Origin of the sequence: Pareuzebyella sediminis (genome assembly GCF_008367235.1) — a bacterium.
Lineage (GTDB): Bacteria > Bacteroidota > Bacteroidia > Flavobacteriales > Flavobacteriaceae > Pareuzebyella > Pareuzebyella sediminis.
Genome location: NZ_VTZS01000003.1, coordinates 298,850 through 319,418, shown reverse-complemented (window position 1 = coordinate 319,418; position 20,569 = coordinate 298,850). Strand labels below are relative to the sequence as shown.

The following is a 20,569-nucleotide window of genomic DNA, read 5'->3' as shown; positions in this document are numbered from 1 at the left end:
GGGTAAAGCTGTTAAACATAGTTGCGCATGTACCGAATTATGGAGCGACTAAGGCCCTTTTTACATGTGATGTAGGATTTTTCGTTTAAGGTCAATCAAAAAATGTATGAAGCGCTTGAGAGGTGGCAATAGTCGCTAGTTTAGAAGGCCATTAAATGTTGGCATCATTGAACCACATATAAGGCGCTTTCTTTTTTATGAAATCGCCACAATCTTCATCTAAAAATCTAAATACATGGCTAAAAAAGCGGATACAGGCGATACGAAATCTATCAAACAAGAGCAGTTAAAAAGGGATACCGTAGATTATCAAGATAAGCCGATGACAACACGTCAAGGGCTAAAAGTAAACGATACCAATTCTTCTTTAAAGGCAGGGCCGCGGGGTGCCACGCTCTTGGAAGATTTTCTTTTGCGGGAGAAAATCCACAATTTCGATCATGAGCGGATACCTGAGCGTATTGTACACGCTAGGGGCAGTGCGGCCCATGGATATTTTGAGCTTACCGAAAGTATCGAGGAGTATTCGAAGGCCGGTATTTTTACGGACACTTCTCGAAGAACGCCAGTTTTTGTGCGGTTTTCAACCGTGGCGGGCTCAAAAGGATCGACCGACCTGGCCAGGGATGTTCGTGGCTTTGCCGTAAAATTTTACACAGACGAAGGTACTTGGGATTTAGTGGGAAACAATATGCCCATCTTTTTTATCCAAGACGCGATGAAATTTCCCGATTTGATCCATTCGGTAAAACCTGAACCGAACAATGAGATCCCCCAAGCGGCTTCGGCCCACGATACCTTTTACGATTTCGTTTCGCTAACTACAGAAACATTGCACAATCATATCTGGGTTATGAGCGATAGGGGCATACCCCGAAGCTATCGAATGATGGAAGGTTTCGGCATTCATACCTTTCGCTTGATCAACAAAAAGGGAGAAGCCCATTTTGTAAAGTTCCATTGGAAACCTGAGTTGGGCGTCCATTCCGTAACCTGGGACGAAGCGGTAAAAATTAGCGGGGCAGATTCTGATTTTCATCGCCGTGATCTATGGGATGCCATAGCGGCAGGGCAATTTCCGGAGTGGGAACTCGGAGTTCAAATTATTCCCGAAGCCGATGAGCACAAATTCGATTTTGACCTATTGGATCCTACCAAATTGATACCCGAAGAGACCGTACCTGTTAAAATTATCGGGAGAATGGTACTCGATAGAAATCCCGAGAACTTTTTTGCGGAAACCGAGCAGGTGGCCTTTCTTCCGGGGAATATTGTGCCAGGTATCGATTTTACCAATGACCCATTGCTTCAAGGACGTCTATTCTCTTATCGAGATACCCAATTATCGCGATTGGGAAGCCATAATTTTCATCAAATACCGATCAATCGACCGGTAACGGATGCACATAATAATCAAAGGGATGGTCATATGCAGATGGAAATTCCAAAAGGTCAGACCGCTTACTTCCCAAATTCGTTAAGTGGAGGATGCCCATACCTCAATAGCGTTGCCGAAGGTGGTTTTGAATCATACCAAGAGCGGATCGATGCCAAAAAAATCCGGACAAGAAGCGAAAGTTTTAGCGACCATTTTTCACAACCTGCCTTGTTCTATAGAAGCCTGGCCAAATGGGAAAAAAAGCATGTGGCCAATGCCTATTCATTCGAACTCGGAAAATGTAATCATGACCACATCAAAGAACGTATGCTATGGATTATTGCCCAAATCGATACGGATTTGGCCGCAGAAGTAGCCGAAAATTTAGGGATGCAGGTGCCCAAAAGCATTGAGAAACCTATTAATCAGGCCGTAGGAGCCGATGCGGACATAAAAGCCCATCAACCCGGTAAAAAACAAATATATTTAAAAAAGTCACCCAAACTAAGTCAGGCGAACACCGTTTTTGAATCGATAGCCACACGTCAAATCGCGTTTCTCGTGGCCGATGGATTTGCCATGAAAGGTTTCGATGCCATGAAAAAAGCATTGGAGAAGGAAAAAGCCGTGGTCAAATTAATAGCACCTCATGGGGGTATGGTGACCTGTGATTCCGGAATGGAACATAAAGTCGATGCGTCGATAATGACCACCGAGAGCGTACTGTACGATGCAGTATACGTTCCGGGGGGCGAAAAGTCAATCGATAGATTGGGCAAAAACTCAAAATGCATCAAATTTATCAATGAAGCCTTTAAGCATTGCAAGGCTATGGCCTTTGAAGATGAAGGAAGGGAACTTCTTAAAAAAAGTGCCATTAAAAATTCTACGGAAGACAAAGCATTATTTCTGAACGAAAAGCCAAAGGATTTTATATCGGCCATTGCAAAGCACCGCAATTGGGAACGTATGGAAAAGGCAGAAGCTATTGCCGTATAAGGCAGTACTTTGGTCCGGATTTTCTCAAGTACAGGCACGAGGGTACAATTTACCATTTAGAAAATTTATGAGGCTGCGATCAAGTGAACCGTACTGGTTGGAAAAGAATGGCATTATTAATTCGTATCCTTCCTTAAGAAAAAATGTTAAAACGGATATTCTTATCGTAGGAGGGGGTATTACGGGAAGCTTGATCGCTCATCAGTGTATTGACGATGGCTATGAAACCGTACTGATAGACAAGCGGGAAATAGCACATGGAAGTACCTCCGCGACCACGGCTATGTTACAATATGAAATAGACGTGCCCCTCAAGGATTTGATAGGAAAAATAGGGGTGGACGCTGCGGTCGCCAATTATAGGGCATGTGCTGACTCCATTGATCAGCTGGGTAAAATATCGGAAACCGTTACGTCTACATGCGGATTTCAAAAAAAGGAATCCCTTTATTTTGCCGCCTACAAGAAAGACATAAAGGGTCTTATGCGCGAATTTGAGGCTCGAAAAGAAAATGGTTTTGCCGTAGAGTGGCTCACTCCCGAGTTGATCAAAAATAAATTCAATATGCACCACACCTTCGGTGGGATACTTTCGGCCCAAGGAGCGAGCATTGATGCTTTTCGTTTGGCTCACGATATTTTAGCCTATAATTTCAAAAAAGGACTTGAAATTTACGACAAGACCACTATAGCTACCATAAACTATCAAAAAAAAGGCGTCGAGGTAGCATTGAAGAACGGTTGTGAAATTCAAGCATGGAAATTAATTTTTTGCAATGGTTTTGAAAGTACAGAAATCATCAATGAGCAGTTCGTAAACTTGATATCGACCTTCGCCATGGTAGGTGAACGGCAGCCAGATAGTAGTCGTAAAATTGAGCACACCCTTTTTTGGAATACCGCTGACCCCTATATCTATTTGCGTACTACCGAAGATGGAAGACTGTTGATCGGAGGAGAGGATGAAGCATACACCAACCCTGAACAACGAAATGCCAGCATTGGGGATAAGGCGAAAAAATTAGAAAAATATTTGAAAAAAATCTTGCCCGAATATGATTTTGTGAACGACTTTGCCTGGGCCGGTACTTTTGGGGAAACAAAAGACGGTCTTCCTTATATCGGCCCACATAAAGCCTTTCCAAGCACATATTTTGTTCTAGGTTTTGGGGGGAACGGGATAACCTTTTCAGTAATTGGGATGGAGATCATATCTTGTTTATTGAAAGGCAAACCCCACACCTTGGCCCCATATTATCGTTTTGAAAGATAGGATCCTGAGCAGGATTAACCGTGGCAAGTTTAAAAATCGAAACGTAGCTGTACGGAAACAGAATCCCTGTTATCTTCGTCTTTCTCCTCTTTGGTATTAAGGTTTGATAGGGAAATACCCAACAATCGTACGGAATTATGGAGTTCCTCTTGATATAGCAAATCTTTAGCGGTTTCCATAATCAGGCTTTTATCCGCAATAAAATAGGCAAGGGTCTTGCTTCTGGTATTGAGGGTGAAGTCACTATATTTTATTTTTAAGGTGACGGTTTTACCTGCAATGTTCGATTTCCTCAAGCGGCGCTCCAGTTCTTCCGCGATATGGTCTAAACGTTCGAGCATAAAGACTTCACTGCTGAGATTTTCGCTAAAAGTACGCTCGGCACCGACCGATTTTGGAGTGCGGTGCGGTTTCACAGGGCTATTGTGAATACCACGGACTACATGGTAATAGTAACCGCCGCTCTTGCCAAAATGATCTTCCAAAAATTCGAGGGATTTTGTTTTTAGGTCTTTACCCGTAAAAATGCCATATTTATACATCTTTTCCGCAGTCACTTTACCCACCCCATAAAATTTTCGGATTTCAAGCATTTCCAAAAAATCATCTACTTCTTCGGGATTTACTGTTTTTTGACCATTGGGTTTATTGATATCACTGGCCACTTTGGCGATAAATTTATTGACGGAAATTCCTGCCGAAGCCTTTAACCCGGTTTCATCAAAAATGCGTTGACGTATCTCTTTGGCGATTAAAGTAGCCGAAGGATTCCCTTTTTTATTGACGGTGACATCGAGATAGGCCTCATCTAATGAAAGCGGTTCCACTAAATCGGTATAGTCGTAAAAAATACCCCGAATTTGTTTGGAAATTTCCTTGTATCGATCGAACCTTGCTTTCACAAAAATAAGCTCTGGGCAATTTCGCTTGGCCAAAACACTGCTCATAGCGCTGCGAACCCCATATTTTCTGGCTTCATAGCTCGCAGCGGACACCACCCCCCTTTTTGAACTTCCACCCACGGCTATCGGTTTGCCCCGTAGTTCCGGGTGGTCCAATTGCTCCACGGAAGCATAAAAGGCATCCATATCGACGTGGATGATTTTCCGTAAGGGTTTGGCATTTGACATATAGCAAAATTAGGTTATATTTAATTGTATGGATGCGGTAAAAAAGACGGCCATTGTACTTGGTGCTACGGGCCTTACAGGAGGAAAATTACTTGAATTATTACTTGAGGATGAACGGTACGGTACCATAAAGCTCTTTTCAAGATCTAGTGTACAGCTAACTGGGCAAAGGATTATGGAGTATACGGGCGATTTGACTCATCTTGAGCGCTTTAAGAACGAATTTACCGGTGATGAAGTCTACTGTTGTATAGGCACCACGAAATCAAAAACGCCGAATACCGAAGTCTACCGAGCTATTGATTATGGAATTCCCGTGAGTGCGGCCAGGCTTTGCAAAGAGAATAAAATTGATACCTTCATTGTTATTTCTGCTTTGGGGGCAAATCCGAAGAGTAGTATTTTTTATAATCGTACCAAAGGTGAAATGGAAGATGCCGTTTTACAGGTGGGACTCCCGAAAACCCATCTTATGCAACCGTCGCTGATCAGTGGTAAACGAAAGGAAAGGAGAATAGGCGAGTGGTTTTTTAAACAGTTGATGCGCCTGGCCAATTTTGTATTGGTAGGCCCTCTTAAGAAGTACCGTTCGATTCGACCGGAGACCATTGCAAGGGCGATGGTATGGCTGGCAAATCATAATGAAAAACGGACAAGGATACCTTCCGACCAGATCAAAAAAATAGCTTTGCAGTGATAGAAATCGAAAGAAAGTTTTTGGTCGTATCCCTGGAGTTTAAAAAAGCGGCTACTTCGAAACAAAGAATTGTTCAAGGTTTTTTGAACACCCATCCTGAACGAACGGTTCGCGTACGTATCATGGGCGATTTGGGATACCTGACGATTAAGGGTAAATCTAACCAAGCAGGTACCACACGTTTTGAATGGGAAAAGGAATTGGATGTGACAGAGGCCGAAAACCTAATAAAGATTTGCGAAACAGGGGTAATCGATAAAGTGCGTTATTATGTGCCATTTGGGCAGCACCTCTTTGAAATCGATGAGTTTTGTGGCGATAATGAGGGTTTGATCGTTGCCGAAATAGAGCTTCTCAGTGAGCAGGAAGATTTTGAAAAGCCTTCGTGGTTGGGAGAGGAGGTCACCGGGAAAACAAAATACTACAATTCGAGGTTGAGCAAAGAACCTTTCAAAACTTGGTAAAGATGAAACACACAATGGTCACTTTGATTTTTATCGCTCTCATGGCATGCAATGATTACAAAGTTAAAAGTAAGGATGCTAAAATAAAGCAGGAAGCCCTAAAGGAGGAAACGACTGTAAAGCAACAAAAAGAGGTATTGGTGTCAAAAGGATATCAAATTTTTGATTATGTGGACGAAGAGACCCAAGATACCGTTCTCATGCAGCAATACTTTATTGCCTTTTTGAAGCGCGGCCCAAACCGTTCTCAGGATAAGGAAGAGGCAGATAGCTTACAGCGGTTACACCTAGCCCATTTAGGGAAGATGTACAAAGAAGGCCATGCCGATATATCTGGACCTTTCGGCGATGACGGCGATATTCGGGGCATTACCATTTATAACACGCCAACCCAAGAAGTGGCCGATAGTTTGGCCAATTCAGATCCTATGGTAAAAGCGGGGCGTTTGGTTATTGAAATTCATCCCTGGTGGGCCGCCAAAGGGTTTGGGTTACGTTAGTTATCTTTTTATCATAAGATAATTACAAAGGCTTTCGGTAATTCCGGAGGGCTATCTATAACTTACCCCAACCCGATATGACTTGTGGTGGTGGCTTAGGGCACAGTTACGATTTTGCGAATGTAAGTATCGCCTCCGCTTTCAACTGGTTGGGTATGAAGGTATTTTTGACTGTAATATTTATTAGAAGCAGGCCCTGTTTCTCTGCTCAACACTTATCTCCACCCTCCTCCTAGGGCACGATAGAGCGATACTATGGCCTGCAATTGGTTCAACTTGTTGTTGACTACATTGAGTTCGGCGCTCAATGCGGCCTGTCGGGCCGTTAGTAGATCGAGATAGTTGGCGAAACCATTGTTCAGAAGTATTTCTGAATTGCTTTCGGCCTTTCTCAGGGCTTCGACTTCCTTTTGACGAAATTCGTATTTTTCACGTTCTGCCTCGAAATCGAAAAGGGCATTGGAAACTTCTTGACCCGCGGTAAGCAAGGTTTTTTTGAAGTTGAGTAGACTCTGCTGCTGTTGGGACTCGGCAACTTCATACTGTGTTCGAATTTTTCGTCTATTGAAAATAGGTTGGGCCAGATTTCCTACAAGCGTGGCGAATAAGGAGGCAGAGTTGAACCATTTGTCGAATTCCAAGCTTTGAAACCCACCCGTTGCTGATATGGTAAAGGAAGGATAGAAGTTACTACGGGCTACATTAGTTAACTCAAAAGTATTTATTAAATCGTATTCGGCGGCGATGACATCTGGTCGATTTCTTAATAGAAGGGTAGAAAGGCCGATTTGAAGATCTATATCGATCTTTTGTTCCTGCAAGCTACTCCGTTCAAAATGCTGCACGGGTTTACCCAACAAGATAGCCAATGCGTTTTCGGTTCGAAAGATGTTTTTTTCAAGATCGATCAACAGGGCCTGGGCATTGTACAATTGTGCCGCGGTTTGGTCAATGGCCACTTGGGTTACATTTCCGGCGTCTTTCAAAGCCTCAATAGTTTCTAAGCTGCGTTTTCGATTTTCAATGGTCTGCTCGGTAATCCTGTACTGCTGGTCTAAAGCCAAAAGTTGATAATATGTAATTGAAATTTCGGAAACCAAACGTGTCTTAACCGCTTGTTGTGCCGCCACAGTACGAAGATAAGAGGCACGGGTCGCTCTGCGATTGCTTCTGATCTTGCCCCAAATGTCGGCTTCCCATGAGAGATTTGCCGTTAACTGGTATTGCTGTATGGCCCCAGAAAAAAAGGAACCGAACTGACTGTTCCTTGATAGTTCTTGATGGGTGAGGCCCACACTCGTTTCCAATGACGGAAAATACCCGACCTTACCTTGTTTCAGGTAGGCTTCGGCCGCATTAATTTGCTGAATTGCGATACGTATGTCGAGATTGTTTTGTAATCCTTCTTCAATATATCCTGTTAAATCGGGGTCGATAAAGAGGTCACGCCAAGAGACATTCGCCATGGAAACCGTATCTGTCGATGTCCGGTCCGTTCGGTAAAGCTCGTTAACTTCCTCCATTTCGGGCCGCTCATAATTCTTGGCGGCAAAACAAGAGACCAGTAGCAGAGGTAGGGCCGATATTAGAAGAAAACGATATGATTGAAAAATTTTCATCAGTTGCTATATGTTTAATTTTATGTGCTCCCCTAGATTATACCCCTTTTTCGAAAAGGAGCGCTTATATATTTCCGATGATAGTGGGTCAGTTACGGCCACTAAAAAGTCATATTTCATAGTCTCCTTTTTTTAATTGGATTTTTCATTCAAAACTTCATTTTGGGTAGCTGTGGGTGGTCCCGATATTTTTTCCTGTATCCATTGAAACAGCATAAATAGAATGGGAATAACAAAAACCCCTAATACGGTTCCTATTAAAAGGCCACCAACGGCACCGGTACCGATCGAACGGTTTCCTTCAGCTCCCACGCCACTAGCAAGAACAAGGGGCATCAATCCAAGAATAAAAGCAAAGGAGGTCATAAGTATCGGGCGCAAACGAGCTTCCGCCCCGTCTATGGCAGCGTCTAACAAAGATTCTCCCTGTTTCCTTCTCTGAAGGGCAAATTCTACAATGAGAATAGCATTTTTAGCTAAAAGGCCAAGTAGCATAATCAGGGCGATCTGAAAATAAATATTGTTTTGCAGTCCTGCCATTTGTGTGGTGAAATACGCCCCGAATACCCCTAGGGGCAGCGAAAATAGCACAGAGAATGGGAGGAGATAACTCTCATACTGTGCGGCCAGTAGAAAATATACAAAAACGATGGATAAAAGGAATATGGTAAGTGTCTGGTTGCCTGCATTGACCTCTTCCCGTGTCAAGCCTGAAAAAGCGGTCGAATAGTTTGAGGGCAAGGTGCTTACCACCTCTTGTACCGCTTTGATTGCATCTCCAGAACTATATCCCGGGTTCGTAGCCGCTGTAACCGTAGCTGAATTGAAAAGATTGAAACGGGTGACCGATTGGGGGCCATATACTCTTTCAAGTGTAATGAATTCCGTTATGGGCGTCATTTCACCGCTACTGGTGCGTACATATAATTGGTCGAGTGACGACTTATCGGAACGGTCTTCGGGCAATGCTTGAACATACACGCGATATTGTTTACCAAATCGTGAAAAGTCTGCAGCGAACACCCCTCCGATATACCCTTGAAGCGTGGAAAATATGCTGCTTATAGATACCCCTAATTCTTTGGCACGAGGTACATTGAGTTCCATTTCGTATTGAGGGTAACGTGTGTTAAAAGAGGACTGAGCGTATTGAATTTCAGGTCTCTGAGTCAATTTGCCGATAAAATCTTGATTCACTTCATCCAGCTCGTTGAAACTGCCTCCCGAGCGATCGAGTAAATTGACCTCTACACCCGTCGAACGACCAAAGCCCGGTATGCTAGGCGGGGCGAAGAATACAATGTTCGCCTCGGGAATTTGTGCCGCAGCGGCAAACATTTTTGCAGTTATGCTTTGTAACGAAAGCGAATCGGCACCTCGTTCATCCCAATCTGCAAGCCTAATAAATCCAAGCCCAAAGTTGCTTCCGGCACCGCCTAGAAAACTTCGGCCCTCGATGACGGAACCGGCTAGTACACCCGGTATTTCCTTAATCTTGTTGTACAGTTTCTGGTTTACTTCATGGGTGCGGTCTAACGATGACCCTGGAGGAAGCTCCACATTTAAAAAGATGATGCCTCTATCCTCGTCGGGTACGAAGCCAGTTTTCAAAGTAGAGGATGACCACCAAATTCCTCCTAAAGCCAATAGTAGAATTACAGCGGTAATCCATTTATGGCGATATAAAAAATGTACGGATTGGCCATATCGATTTACCGTTGCATAGAACCCCCTGTTGAATGCATCAAAAAAGCGTTGTAGGAGCTTTCCCTTTTTGGAATTTTGCTTGTCTCCATGACCCTTTAAAAAGAGAGCGCATAAGGCTGGACTAAGGGTTAGGGCGTTCACGGCGGAAATAATGATCGCGACAATCAAAGTGACGCCGAACTGCTCATAAAATACCCCGGTAGGACCTTGTACAAAGGTGACGGGTATAAACACGGCGGCCATTACCAGGGTTATGGAGATAATAGCGCCTGAAATTTCATGCATGGCATTTAGGGTGGCCTTTTTGGGATTCTCTTCACCTTCGTCGATTTTAGCATGAACGGCTTCGACCACGACTATAGCATCGTCGACGACGATTCCAATGGCCAATACCAAGGCAAAAAGAGTTAACAGATTAATGGAGTAGCCAAACAAATTGAGAAAGAAAAATGTTCCGATGATCGATACGGGTACGGCTATCGCAGGGATGAGCGTAGATCGAAAATCCTGTAAAAAGATAAACACCACTAGAAATACGAGCAAAAAGGCCTCGATAAGGGTGCTGGTCACTTTTTCGATAGAGGCATTCAAAAAGTTATTCGTGTCGTATGGCACAAAAATCTCAATCCCGGTGGGGAGGTTTTGGCGTATGGTCACGAGTTCTTCATGGATAGACTCGATAATTTCACGGGCGTTCGATCCTTTCGTTTGGTATATTCCCATGTTTACCGCTGGAAATCCTCGTGTAGATGAACCCGCCGAGTAGGATTGGGCACCTAGTTCAATATCGGCAACATCGCCAAGGCGCAAATAGGTTCCATTTCCCATGGCCTTAATAACAATATCTCGGTATTGCTCTTCAGTTTTAAAACGACCTCCATATTTGATTACATAAGAAAAGGCCTCTCCGTCGTTTTCACCGAGCGAACCTGCGGCCGCTTCCAGGCTTTGTTCCCTTAGGGCAGCAGTAATGTCAGATGGTAACAAATCGTATGCGGCAAGCTTCTCCGGTTTTAGCCATATACGCATCGCATATTCTTTTGCGCCGAACACATTTACGTTACCCACCCCATTCACACGCTGTATTTCAGGAATGACGTTGATATTCAAATAGTTTTGAATGAAAGTATCATCGTAATCGTCGTTGGTACTGTAAACCGACATAAACATAAGGGCGCTCGTCTGCTGTTTTTGGGTAGTTACACCCGTTTGGAGAACAGCCTGTGGCAATAACGGGTTAGCCCTTGACACCCGATTCTGAACATTAACGGCTGCAATATCAGGGTTTACGTTTTGATCGAAGAAAACAGTTATGGCCGCAGTACCATTATTGGTGGCCGTTGAGGTAATATAGGTCATTCCCTCAACACCATTGATCTGTTCTTCGAGGGGAATAATAACGCTTTCCAGAATAGTCTCGGCATTAGCACCTGGGTATGTGGCACTCACCTGAATAGTAGGCGGTGCAATGTCCGGATACTGTGTAATGGGCAGGGCAGTTAGTCCCAAGACACCGAGAATTATCAGAAGTATGGAAATTACTGTAGATAGTACAGGGCGTTCAATAAATGTTTTCAGCATAGTTTTCTAAGTTCTGTACCGTTATCTAAATACTTTTTGAATAGGCTGGGCGATACTATCAAAGGGAATTTCTTGAGGCTGTATTTCTGTTGCTCCCCTTAATTGCGAAACACCTTTCGCTACGATGCGATCACCTTTTTTCAATCCTGAGGCCACCACATAAAGGTTGTCAATTTCTTGTGTAATTACTATACTGGCAGCCGTGGCCATATTTTCTCGGTCTAACTTGTACACATAAGTGGTTCCTTGACGTTCGAAAGTAGATTCTTTGGGAACCACCACGGCGTCTTCAAAAGTTTTGGGAACTTGAATTTTACCACTATTCCCGTTGGTCAACAATCTCGAAGGGTTGTCAAATTTGGCCCTGAAAGAAATAGAGCCTGTATTTGGATCTACTTGTGAATTGATAGTTTCTATAGTGCCTTGCTCCTCAAACAGACTATCGTTGGGTAAAAGAAGATTTACCTTAGGCATTTTTTCAATTTTTTGTGAAATAGTGGCCCCTTCAGCGTTTTGGATGAAGTTCAGATAGTCTTTTTCGTTCATCGAAAAATAGGCATATACTTGGCTGATGTCCGAAACCATAGTCAGGGGGGTTTGATTAGTAGGACTAACAAGTGTTCCTTTACGAAGTCTGACGTCCCCAACATAGCCATCTACCGGGCTTTTAATATTTGCGTAATCAATATTGGCTACAATACTGTTATAGCTACTTTTTGCCTGCTGTAATTGGGCCTTGGCGGTTTCGAGCTGTACTTCACTAATGATATTTTTGTCAACCAAAGGTTTTAGCTTTTCCACCTCTACTTCAGCGGCATTTACATTTGCAGCCGCCGCAGCGGCATCTTGATTGAGCGATTGTGTTTCAAGTTTGAAAAGTGTTTCCCCACGATTGACCTTTTGCCCTTCATCTACCAAAACATCGGTAATATATCCGGCCACCTTTGCCCTAACCTCACTATTCACGACACCCTCTATACTGGCGGGATAAGTGACGTATGCAGTAAGGGTTTTAGTTGGGATCTCTACCACGGGCAAAGACATGGCTAGTTGTTGGCCAGCGGCATTTTGTTGACCGCTCGTGTCGTCTTTACAGCCCAAAACCAGAAGTAAGCTGGCAAAGATCAGGCATGTAACGGACAAAATGGAATAGTTTTTCATGTTATCGTATTAAGCGGTTTTTACTTTTTCTCTCAAATCGACCATCGTCGCACAGGCTAGGGACAAAATTTTGAGGTATTCTTTATGTATTTCCAATTCAAATTTCGGGTCTTCACTACAGCTTAAATTGCGATTGCACTGCTTTTTATATTCAAATATCTCTTGATGGATATTGCGTTCACAAGTCCATTTGTCAATCATCTCATCAATCCATCTTAACTTAGCCTCAGGCGGTATGATGAAATATTTTTTACGATCGCCAGGTTTGGTGTAATAAGCGATTCTTTTAATAGCTTGAAGTGTAGCCAAGTGAGTCGATATTGTACTTTTACTTGCACTAAGATTCTGAACGAGTTCACCAAAAGACACTCCCTTCTTACCCGTTAAAATCAAAGTTGAAATGATACGGGCGGCCAACGGTGCCAACTGCTCCTTTTCCTCGAGGTGGACTCCCAATCTTTCAATAAGGCGCATGCGATCTTGCTCCAATTTCAATTTCATAATTAAGGATTGAGTAAGCAGCGAAAATACAATTAGTTCGGTCAAAACCGAACCTGTCGAACTTAAAATGTTGTTTAGCCTCGGTTGTTGAAAATTATTTCAATTGATTTGAAACCTATTTGTAATAAGGCTTTATGCTTCATCACTGCATATAAAAGTACGGTTCAGAATTGAAAAAGACGATTTGTTTTGTTTAATAATGCAGGAGAAACACAAAAAATATCATCTTGCTAAAATACCGGGCCTTTCGATGAGGGGAGTATTTACAAGGGCCCTTTCATTTATAGAATCCTCAGGGAATATAAAACGTATTTTAAAAAGTTTGTCTTCTGCAATAAAGGGTATAAAAAATCATTGTTCAAAAGTATTAGCTTTTCTGGTACCAATTCTATTTTTTCAAAAGGCCTTGAAGAAATGGTTGCGATATCCCGGCGGATAATAGAGGTTTTCTTTTGTTATTGAAACCCCTAGATACCACCAACACCATTGTTATGGTATCGGTCCGATTATTAATGACATAAGAATTCCATTCTTGGGAAAGAGAATCGGGGTAGTCCGTTTCTGTGCGACGCGACGAATACCTCTTTGGCAACCGGTATGTCGATGTGTTTTTATGCCCCTTTATAGGGCGCTCTTAAACTGCTCTAAGAAACGCACATCATTCTCGCTCAGTAAACGAATGTCGGAAATTTGATGAAGTAGGAGTGCGATTCTGTCTATGCCCATGCCAAAGGCAAAGCCCGAATATTCCTTCGAGTCGATACCGCAATTATCGAGCACATTGGGATCTACCATGCCACATCCCATTATTTCTAACCAACCTGTTCCTTTCGTCATTCGATAGTCGGTCTCAGTTTCGAGGCCCCAATATACATCGACTTCTGCGCTAGGTTCGGTAAAAGGGAAATAGGAGGGGCGTAAACGAATCTTCGATTTTCCAAAAAGTTCGGTGGTGAAAAATTGAAGGGTCTGTTTCAAATCGGCAAAAGAAACATCCGTATCTATATAGAGGCCTTCAACTTGATGAAAAAAACAGTGCGATCGTGCCGAAATGGCCTCATTTCGATACACCCTACCCGGTGATATGGTACGAATGGGTGGTTTATTGTTTTCCATATAACGCACCTGTACCGAAGAAGTATGGGTACGCAATAATATATCGGGATCTGTTTGAATAAAAAACGTGTCTTGCATATCACGTGCCGGATGGTATTCGGGTAGGTTGAGCGCCGTAAAGTTATGCCAGTCATCTTCAATTTCCGGACCTTCGGAAACATTAAAACCTATACGTGAAAAAATATCTATAATTTGGTTCTTTACAATGGAAATAGGATGTCGTGATCCTAATTCCAATGGTTCTCCGGGCCTGGTCAAATCTTCATAAAACGTACGGTCTTCTTGATGGTGGGCCAATGAGTCTTTAAGGTGGTTTACCTTTTCAGTAGCGGCCGCTTTTAGGCGATTAATGGCCTGGCCATATTCCTTCTTTTGCTCGACCGGCACATTTTTAAATTCTGAAAAGAATCCATTTAACAAGCCTTTCTTGCCCAAATATTTTATTCGAAATGCTTCCACGGCTTCTAAAGTGTCAGCAGAGAAACTTTCAACTTCCGCAATATGCTTTTTTAAATTGTCTATCATACCCTTTAAACTGGAGGTGCAAATTTAGGACATTTGAAGTATTGACCGATGCATATTACGGTAAAAACAGGATAATTGAAGTGAAGTAATCAAGCGTAGAGGTCTTTCACATTGTTTTTAATCCATTCCAAACAGTCTTCAAAACTATTGAAAATGTGTTCTTCAGGTATCAAATCCGGTACTAAATCAACCCGTTCCATCATATATCTCGGCTGTTTTAGAACATCTACCAACAATATAGTGATACCTGATTTACGCAAATCGATAAGTACATCTTCCAAAGTATAGAGGCCGGACTGATCCATATACTGCATACGATCCATTCTTATAATAACCGTAGATGCCGTTCTTGGAATCTGATCGGCAAGCTGCTGAAACTCATTGGTAGAACCAAAAAAGAGAGGGCCTTTCACGTGCTTGATAAAAACTTCTTCACTGAGGTTTTTTGGAAACTCCGATTCATCTGCCCAACCCTCTTCTTTTTCCAAGGCTTTTACATCAGATCGCTCGGCCGTTAAGTCGCCCATCTTTTTCATGAACATCAGAGAAGCTATTACTAGCCCTACCCCGACGGCATATACTAAATTCCAGATAGAGGAAAGTACGAGAACGACCAGCATAATGACGACTTCAGAACTAAACCGTACTGGCCCGATACTGACATCCTTTGGTAAACTGGGGATGGCTTTCAAGCCTTTATAGTCCATAACCCCAATTCCGACCGTTACCAAAATACCAGCGAGAACGGCAGCGGGTATTTGCGATGCCACAGGGCCGAGTGCCAATAAGATTACCAATAATAAAACGCCAGCAATCATGCCCGATAATTTGGTCTTGCCCCCCGCATTGATATTGACCACGGTACGGATCGTTGCTCCAGCTCCCGGAATACCACCAAAAATTGCGGCAATACTATTACCGATACCTTGGCCCACCAATTCTTTGTTGGGCTGATGTTTTGTCTTGGTCATGTTATCTGCCACTACTGAGGTTAGAAGTGAATCTATGGCTCCCAATAGCGCTAAGGTCAAGGCGGTAAAAATATAGGGTGTGACGGCAGACAATTCAAATTCCGTGAAAATGCCAAGGTTGGGTACCGGAAAGCCTGTAGGAATCTGTTCTATGGGCCTATAGTCCAGTTCAAAGCCATAGGCTACACCTGAAACAACAATTAGAGCGACTAAAGCACTTGGAATTAGCGTTGTAATCCGCTTAAAACCATAGATAATTATGATGGTAGCGATTGCAAGGATAAACTCGAGCCAATTGATGTTCCGTACGGCCCTCGGTAGCATCTTGATTGCGCCGAGAACGCCTGAAGCTTCGGTTTTAGCCAAAGTACGAGCCTCTCTGGTCATATCTTCTGTCGTAATGTCGCCTGCCCGTTTAATGGTCTCCTGAAAGTTTTCTAAAACCAATATACCTTCGCCTGCTTCTTCTTTCAAAATATTATCAAGAATGATTTCTTCGGCATGTGGCATGAATTGTGCCACGAATTCCTCATCCTCTTTTGGATAATAGCCGATGGCCGGTAAGATTTGGGTAACCAAAATAATTACACCTATGGCTGTCATAAAGCCAGAAACAACAGGATAGGGAATATAGCGGATGTATTTCCCGATACCGATGAGTCCGAGAGCTATCTGCATAAACCCTGCCAAAAGAAATACAATGAGAATAGCAGGTAGGGCCTGCTCTAGACTTCCGTCGTTCGACGCCACTATTCCGGCAATAATCACCATACTCACCGCGGTCATAGGGGCCGTAGGTCCCGAAATCTGAGTGTTCGTTCCTCCAAACAGTGCAGCAAAAAAGCTTATGAAAATGGCTCCGTAAAGCCCTGCGCTCGGGCCCATACCTGAACTTACTCCAAAAGCCAATGCCAAAGGGAGCGCAACTATTCCTGCCGTAATACCCCCAAAAAGATCTCCCCTGAGATTAGCGAAAAATTTTTTCATGGCGGCATATTAATTTGCTAGTTGATTTTTCAAGATATGATTTTTAAATAGATAACCCAACGAGACCGACTTGGAGATCTTCCGGTTATACATGCTTAATCTAAGTGATAAATTTCCATGATATCCTCCAAGTAGCCTTCAAAATCAATTTTCAAGTCAATGAGTTTGCCCTTATGTACGTCGAAAACCCAACCATAAACTTTTAATCCGCGGTCTCGGTACGCCTTTTGCACAGCGGCGGTCTTGATTAGGTTGACGCATTGTTCCTTTACGTTGAGTTCAACGAGTCGATCATATTTTTTCTGCTCTTCTTTTATGGCATTGAGTTCTTCTCGATGAATGCGGTAGACATCACGTATATTGCGTAACCACGGATTGAGAATACCTAAGTCGGCCGATTGCATAGCCGCTTTTACACCTCCACAGCCATAGTGCCCACATACGACAATTTGTTGTACCTTAAGATAATCGACGGCATAATTGACTACCGACATGGCATTAAGGTCTATGCTGATGACCATATTAGCGATGTTCCTGTGAACGAATACTTCTCCCGGACCTGCGCCCATAAGTTCCTCGGCAGTCACCCGACTGTCTGAACAACCGATATAAAGGAGTTCTGGGCTTTGCCCTTTTCCCAAAGTAGTGAAGTAATCGGGGTCGGTGGAAAGCCTTTCAGCAATCCAACTCTTATTTTTTTCAAAAACAGTTTCTAAGTCCATGATTTTAGGCTTAAATGGATAGACCATGGGAAAGATAGTCTAAAAACGGACAATGCCCATACAAATATATGGGCATCAAGTAATTTACGTGTACTGAAAAGCGGCAAACGGGTCACTCGTAAAAATCAACGGCACCGGTAGAAATATCATACATGCCCCCTACAATTTTGACCTCCCCATTGTCTTCAAGTTCAGCTAGAACTTTGCTTCGTTCCCGGATGTTGTCCATGGTAATTTCAACGTTTTTGGCGGAAACGCTGTCCACAAATTCAAGATTACTGGAGTTACGTTGACTTTCATCGCGGGGTTCTTTTACTGCAGCGACCGCTGGCTCGATTTTATTGATCAAGGCCGTCAAATTACCTAAGCGTGCATGATCACACGCTCCCTTGATAGCCCCGCAACTCGTATGACCCAGCACTACTATTAATTTAGTACCGGCCAATTTACATGCAAATTCCATGCTCCCCAAAATATCTTCGTTCACGAAATTTCCTGCAATACGTATACTGAATATGTCGCCCAATCCCTGATCAAAAACAAGTTCGGCAGAGACACGGGAGTCAATGCAGCTCAGAATGGTAGCGAAAGGGAATTGTCCCTCGCTGGTATCATTCACCTGTTCTAAAAGGTTTCTGTTGGCTTTGAGATTGTTTTGAAACCGTTGATTGCCTTCTTTAAGGAATTGTAGCGACTTTTCCGGAGTCATGGTGGCTTGTGTTTCTTTTGTATGTGCTTTCATAATTTTAAATTTTATTTATTTTAAATTCTACCTTATTGAAATTAAACTTGGGTGATTATATCACTTCAGCTCGAAACCAAGAGATTCGTATCTAATTTTGCTACTACTTGTTTTATTTCGGCAGAGGTCAGGTTCATGTGAAAGTTTGAATCTCTTTCGGCTCGATCTATGAAAAGTAAATTAATATTGTTTTTTGAAAGGTAGTTTGTAAGATTTTTAACGGTACTTTCATTATGCTCGAACACATATTCCACCCGTTTTTCGCCTGAAGAAACCTCAATTTCTTGGGGTGTGGAAACGTTTTTAACAAAGTTGAACGATTTTAGGGGCTTCCGTGCATGAAGCATCAGATTGTTGGCGAATGTTAAGCTCTGCGACGGTTCGGAATTGTTGAGAATACCAAGATTCAATTCCCCGTCGGGCTCTAAAACACTTTTATCCGTGGCGATGAGCACAGTTCCTTTAAAGGTGTCTAAAACAAATTCGGTAATACTGCTCCCAATTAAATTAAAGGGGCGTGATTTTCGTTTTCCTACGACGATCATATCTGGCCGGCGCTCTTTGATAAAACGTGTAATTTCATTTTTTACGTTGCCGAAGGTAAAGGAGTATTTGATATCGATCCCATAGCTTTTTGAAATGGGATCGATAATGGATTTCATTTTTTTTTCGGTATCGGTATGCTCGGAGTTAATGGAACGCATGGCCGAGAGTTGATTTTCCTCTCCGATAATATCAGTAGGCTTCTTCACGCTGAATACTTCAATATCTGCGTGAATCATTTTGGCCAGACAAATCGTACTCACAAGTGAACTGTGAATAGCATCTTTTAAATCTGAAAATAAAACTATTTTGTATTTGTCCTTTTCCATAGCATTTAGCTTAAGCTGAGCTTTGATTTTGGTCTATTTTCAAAGAATTCGGCGAAACTAGAGGGGTTTTCTACAACACCCCTTTTAGAAACGAGCTTTATGTCTATGTTACGTTCTTTGGCCTTATATGCGAAATCGTCCAATATTTCTATAATGTCATTGTCTAGATACCTCGTTTTCAACAAATCAATTTCTAGATAGGTTTCCCTTGGCAAACTATCCAATTCTTTAAGAATCGCGCCCTTGTTAAAAAAGGTCACCTCTTCGGCAAGGGTCATTTTTATTTTGTGCTTCCCGTTGCTTTTATCTTCAATATGAAGAAAATGCGAGTTCTGGTAACTCTTCAATAGAATGACCACAATCCCAACGGCTAGGCCCAAACTGATTCCTATGAGCAAATCGGTAAAAACGATTCCTACAATGGTCACAATGAAAGGTACGAACTGTTTCCAACCCAAATTGTACATTTTTTTGAAAAGCGCTGGTTTTGCGAGCTTATAGCCTACTAAAAAAAGAATGGCTGCCAAAACGGACAAGGGAATCATGTTCAAAAGCGTTGGAATCAAAATGACGGATATCAACAATAAAAAGCCATGTATTATCGCAGATAATTTGGTGCGGCCACCAGATTGAATATTAGCCGAACTTCGAACGATAACCTGAGTAATGGGCAAGCCCCCGATTAAACCTGAGATTATATTTCCGGTACCTTGGGCCAATAGTTCACGGTTGGTCGGTGTAACGTTTTTATGAGGATCTAATTTATCGGTCGCTTCTACACACAATAAGGTTTCCAGACTAGCAACTAGCGCTATGGTGAAAGCTGTGATCCATACTTCTGGGTTGCCTATAACACCGAAATTCGGAAAGCTGAATTGAGCTAGAAACGATGATGCATCTTCCGGGACTGGAACGCTTACAAGATGTTCTTTAGAAATAGACAGTACTTCACTATTCTGCGTCAAGATGAAAAAGATAATACCAATGGCGACTGCAACTAAGGGCCCCTGAACGAGTTGGAATATTTTACCTTTTTTTGACAAAACAGTTTCCCAGAGTATTAAAATTGCCATTCCTATCAGGGCCACTAGGGTCGCTCCTGGACTTATATTATTTACCGTATTCAGGATTTCAGAGAAAGTGTTTTCACCATCGACCTGAAAGAAGGCCCAATCGCCTTCTGGGTCGGGATCGTACCCAAAAAAGTGTGGAATCTGTTTTAGGACGATAATAATTCCGATTCCGGTAAGCATTCCTTTAATTACGGAGGAAGGAAAATAGTATCCAATGATACCCGCCTTTAAAATTCCGAAGATCAATTGAATTACGCCACCCAAGACCACAGCGACCAAAAAGTTTTCGAATCCGCCAAGTGTACCAATGGCCGTTAAAACTATAGCGGCCAAACCGGCAGCAGGCCCACTGACCCCTATTTTAGAGCCACTAATGGCACCCACAACGATACCGCCGATAATACCGGCTATAAGACCTGAAAACAAGGGTGCCCCACTAGCTAGTGCTATACCCAAACACAGGGGAATTGCTACGAAAAATACAACGACACTTGCGGGAAGGTCGCTCTTTAAATGTTTAAACATATCATATGATTGTTAAGTCTTCCTCA

16 protein-coding genes are annotated in these 20,569 nt (G+C 42.7%); 5 read left to right on the top strand and 11 right to left on the bottom strand.

Annotated features, from left to right (window positions below; translation table 11 throughout):
* Positions 1-235: 235 nt before the first annotated feature.
* On the top strand, positions 236-2,377 hold the full coding sequence (locus F2B13_RS12040) for a catalase (RefSeq protein WP_149273382.1): 2,142 nt from the start codon (positions 236-238) through the stop codon (positions 2,375-2,377).
* Positions 2,378-2,444: 67 nt separating this feature from the next.
* Complete coding sequence (locus tag F2B13_RS12035) at positions 2,445-3,650, top strand: NAD(P)/FAD-dependent oxidoreductase (RefSeq protein WP_149304313.1); 1,206 nt, start codon at positions 2,445-2,447, stop codon at positions 3,648-3,650.
* Positions 3,651-3,679: 29 nt separating this feature from the next.
* On the opposite strand, the gene dinB is transcribed toward F2B13_RS12035, so the two are convergent.
* The gene (dinB, locus tag F2B13_RS12030; RefSeq protein ID WP_149273377.1) at positions 3,680-4,780 is read right to left on the bottom strand and encodes a DNA polymerase IV; all 1,101 of its coding nucleotides are present in this window, start codon (positions 4,778-4,780) and stop codon (positions 3,680-3,682) included.
* A 28-nt stretch (positions 4,781-4,808) separates the two neighbouring features.
* On the opposite strand from dinB, the gene F2B13_RS12025 reads away from it, so the two are divergent.
* Genes F2B13_RS12025 through F2B13_RS12015 form a run of 3 tightly spaced genes read left to right on the top strand, consistent with a single transcriptional unit; the run spans position 4,809 to position 6,441 of the window.
* Complete coding sequence (locus F2B13_RS12025) at positions 4,809-5,477, top strand: NAD(P)H-binding protein (RefSeq protein ID WP_149273375.1); 669 nt, start codon at positions 4,809-4,811, stop codon at positions 5,475-5,477.
* Positions 5,474-5,941 (top strand): CYTH domain-containing protein, encoded by a 468-nt coding sequence (locus F2B13_RS12020; protein ID WP_149273373.1) that lies wholly within the window; start codon positions 5,474-5,476, stop codon positions 5,939-5,941. The genes F2B13_RS12025 and F2B13_RS12020 overlap by 4 nt, the downstream gene beginning before the upstream one ends.
* Positions 5,942-5,943: 2 nt before the next feature.
* Positions 5,944-6,441, top strand: a complete 498-nt coding sequence (locus tag F2B13_RS12015; RefSeq protein ID WP_149273371.1) for a YciI family protein — start codon at positions 5,944-5,946, stop codon at positions 6,439-6,441.
* Positions 6,442-6,656: 215 nt separating this feature from the next.
* On the opposite strand, the gene F2B13_RS12010 is transcribed toward F2B13_RS12015, so the two are convergent.
* From F2B13_RS12010 to F2B13_RS11965, 10 genes are all read right to left on the bottom strand, one after another.
* Positions 6,657-8,060, bottom strand: a complete 1,404-nt coding sequence (locus F2B13_RS12010; protein WP_149273368.1) for an efflux transporter outer membrane subunit — start codon at positions 8,058-8,060, stop codon at positions 6,657-6,659.
* Between the two features lie 132 nt (positions 8,061-8,192).
* The gene (locus tag F2B13_RS12005) at positions 8,193-11,348 is read right to left on the bottom strand and encodes an efflux RND transporter permease subunit (protein WP_149304312.1); all 3,156 of its coding nucleotides are present in this window, start codon (positions 11,346-11,348) and stop codon (positions 8,193-8,195) included.
* Positions 11,349-11,369: 21 nt separating this feature from the next.
* Entirely contained in the window at positions 11,370-12,509 is a 1,140-nt protein-coding gene (locus F2B13_RS12000; protein ID WP_149304311.1) for an efflux RND transporter periplasmic adaptor subunit, read from the bottom strand.
* Between the two features lie 9 nt (positions 12,510-12,518).
* Positions 12,519-13,010: a GbsR/MarR family transcriptional regulator gene (locus F2B13_RS11995; RefSeq protein ID WP_149273362.1), complete on the bottom strand. Its 492-nt coding sequence runs from the start codon at positions 13,008-13,010 to the stop codon at positions 12,519-12,521.
* A 621-nt stretch (positions 13,011-13,631) separates the two neighbouring features.
* Positions 13,632-14,651 carry a phenylalanine--tRNA ligase subunit alpha gene (gene pheS / locus F2B13_RS11990; protein WP_149304310.1) on the bottom strand — a complete coding sequence of 340 codons (1,020 nt, stop codon included), beginning with the start codon at positions 14,649-14,651 and terminating at the stop codon, positions 13,632-13,634.
* Positions 14,652-14,740: 89 nt separating this feature from the next.
* Entirely contained in the window at positions 14,741-16,609 is a 1,869-nt protein-coding gene (locus tag F2B13_RS11985; RefSeq protein ID WP_149273358.1) for a SulP family inorganic anion transporter, read from the bottom strand.
* 95 nt (positions 16,610-16,704) lie between these two features.
* Entirely contained in the window at positions 16,705-17,331 is a 627-nt protein-coding gene (locus F2B13_RS11980) for a carbonic anhydrase (RefSeq protein ID WP_149273356.1), read from the bottom strand.
* A 112-nt stretch (positions 17,332-17,443) separates the two neighbouring features.
* Positions 17,444-18,073, bottom strand: coding sequence for a carbonic anhydrase family protein (locus F2B13_RS11975; protein WP_149273354.1), 630 nt, complete (start codon positions 18,071-18,073; stop codon positions 17,444-17,446).
* 65 nt (positions 18,074-18,138) lie between these two features.
* Complete coding sequence (locus F2B13_RS11970) at positions 18,139-18,945, bottom strand: universal stress protein (RefSeq protein ID WP_149304309.1); 807 nt, start codon at positions 18,943-18,945, stop codon at positions 18,139-18,141.
* A gap of 5 nt (positions 18,946-18,950) precedes the next feature.
* Positions 18,951-20,543 carry a SulP family inorganic anion transporter gene (locus F2B13_RS11965; protein WP_149273350.1) on the bottom strand — a complete coding sequence of 531 codons (1,593 nt, stop codon included), beginning with the start codon at positions 20,541-20,543 and terminating at the stop codon, positions 18,951-18,953.
* Positions 20,544-20,569 lie beyond the last annotated feature (26 nt).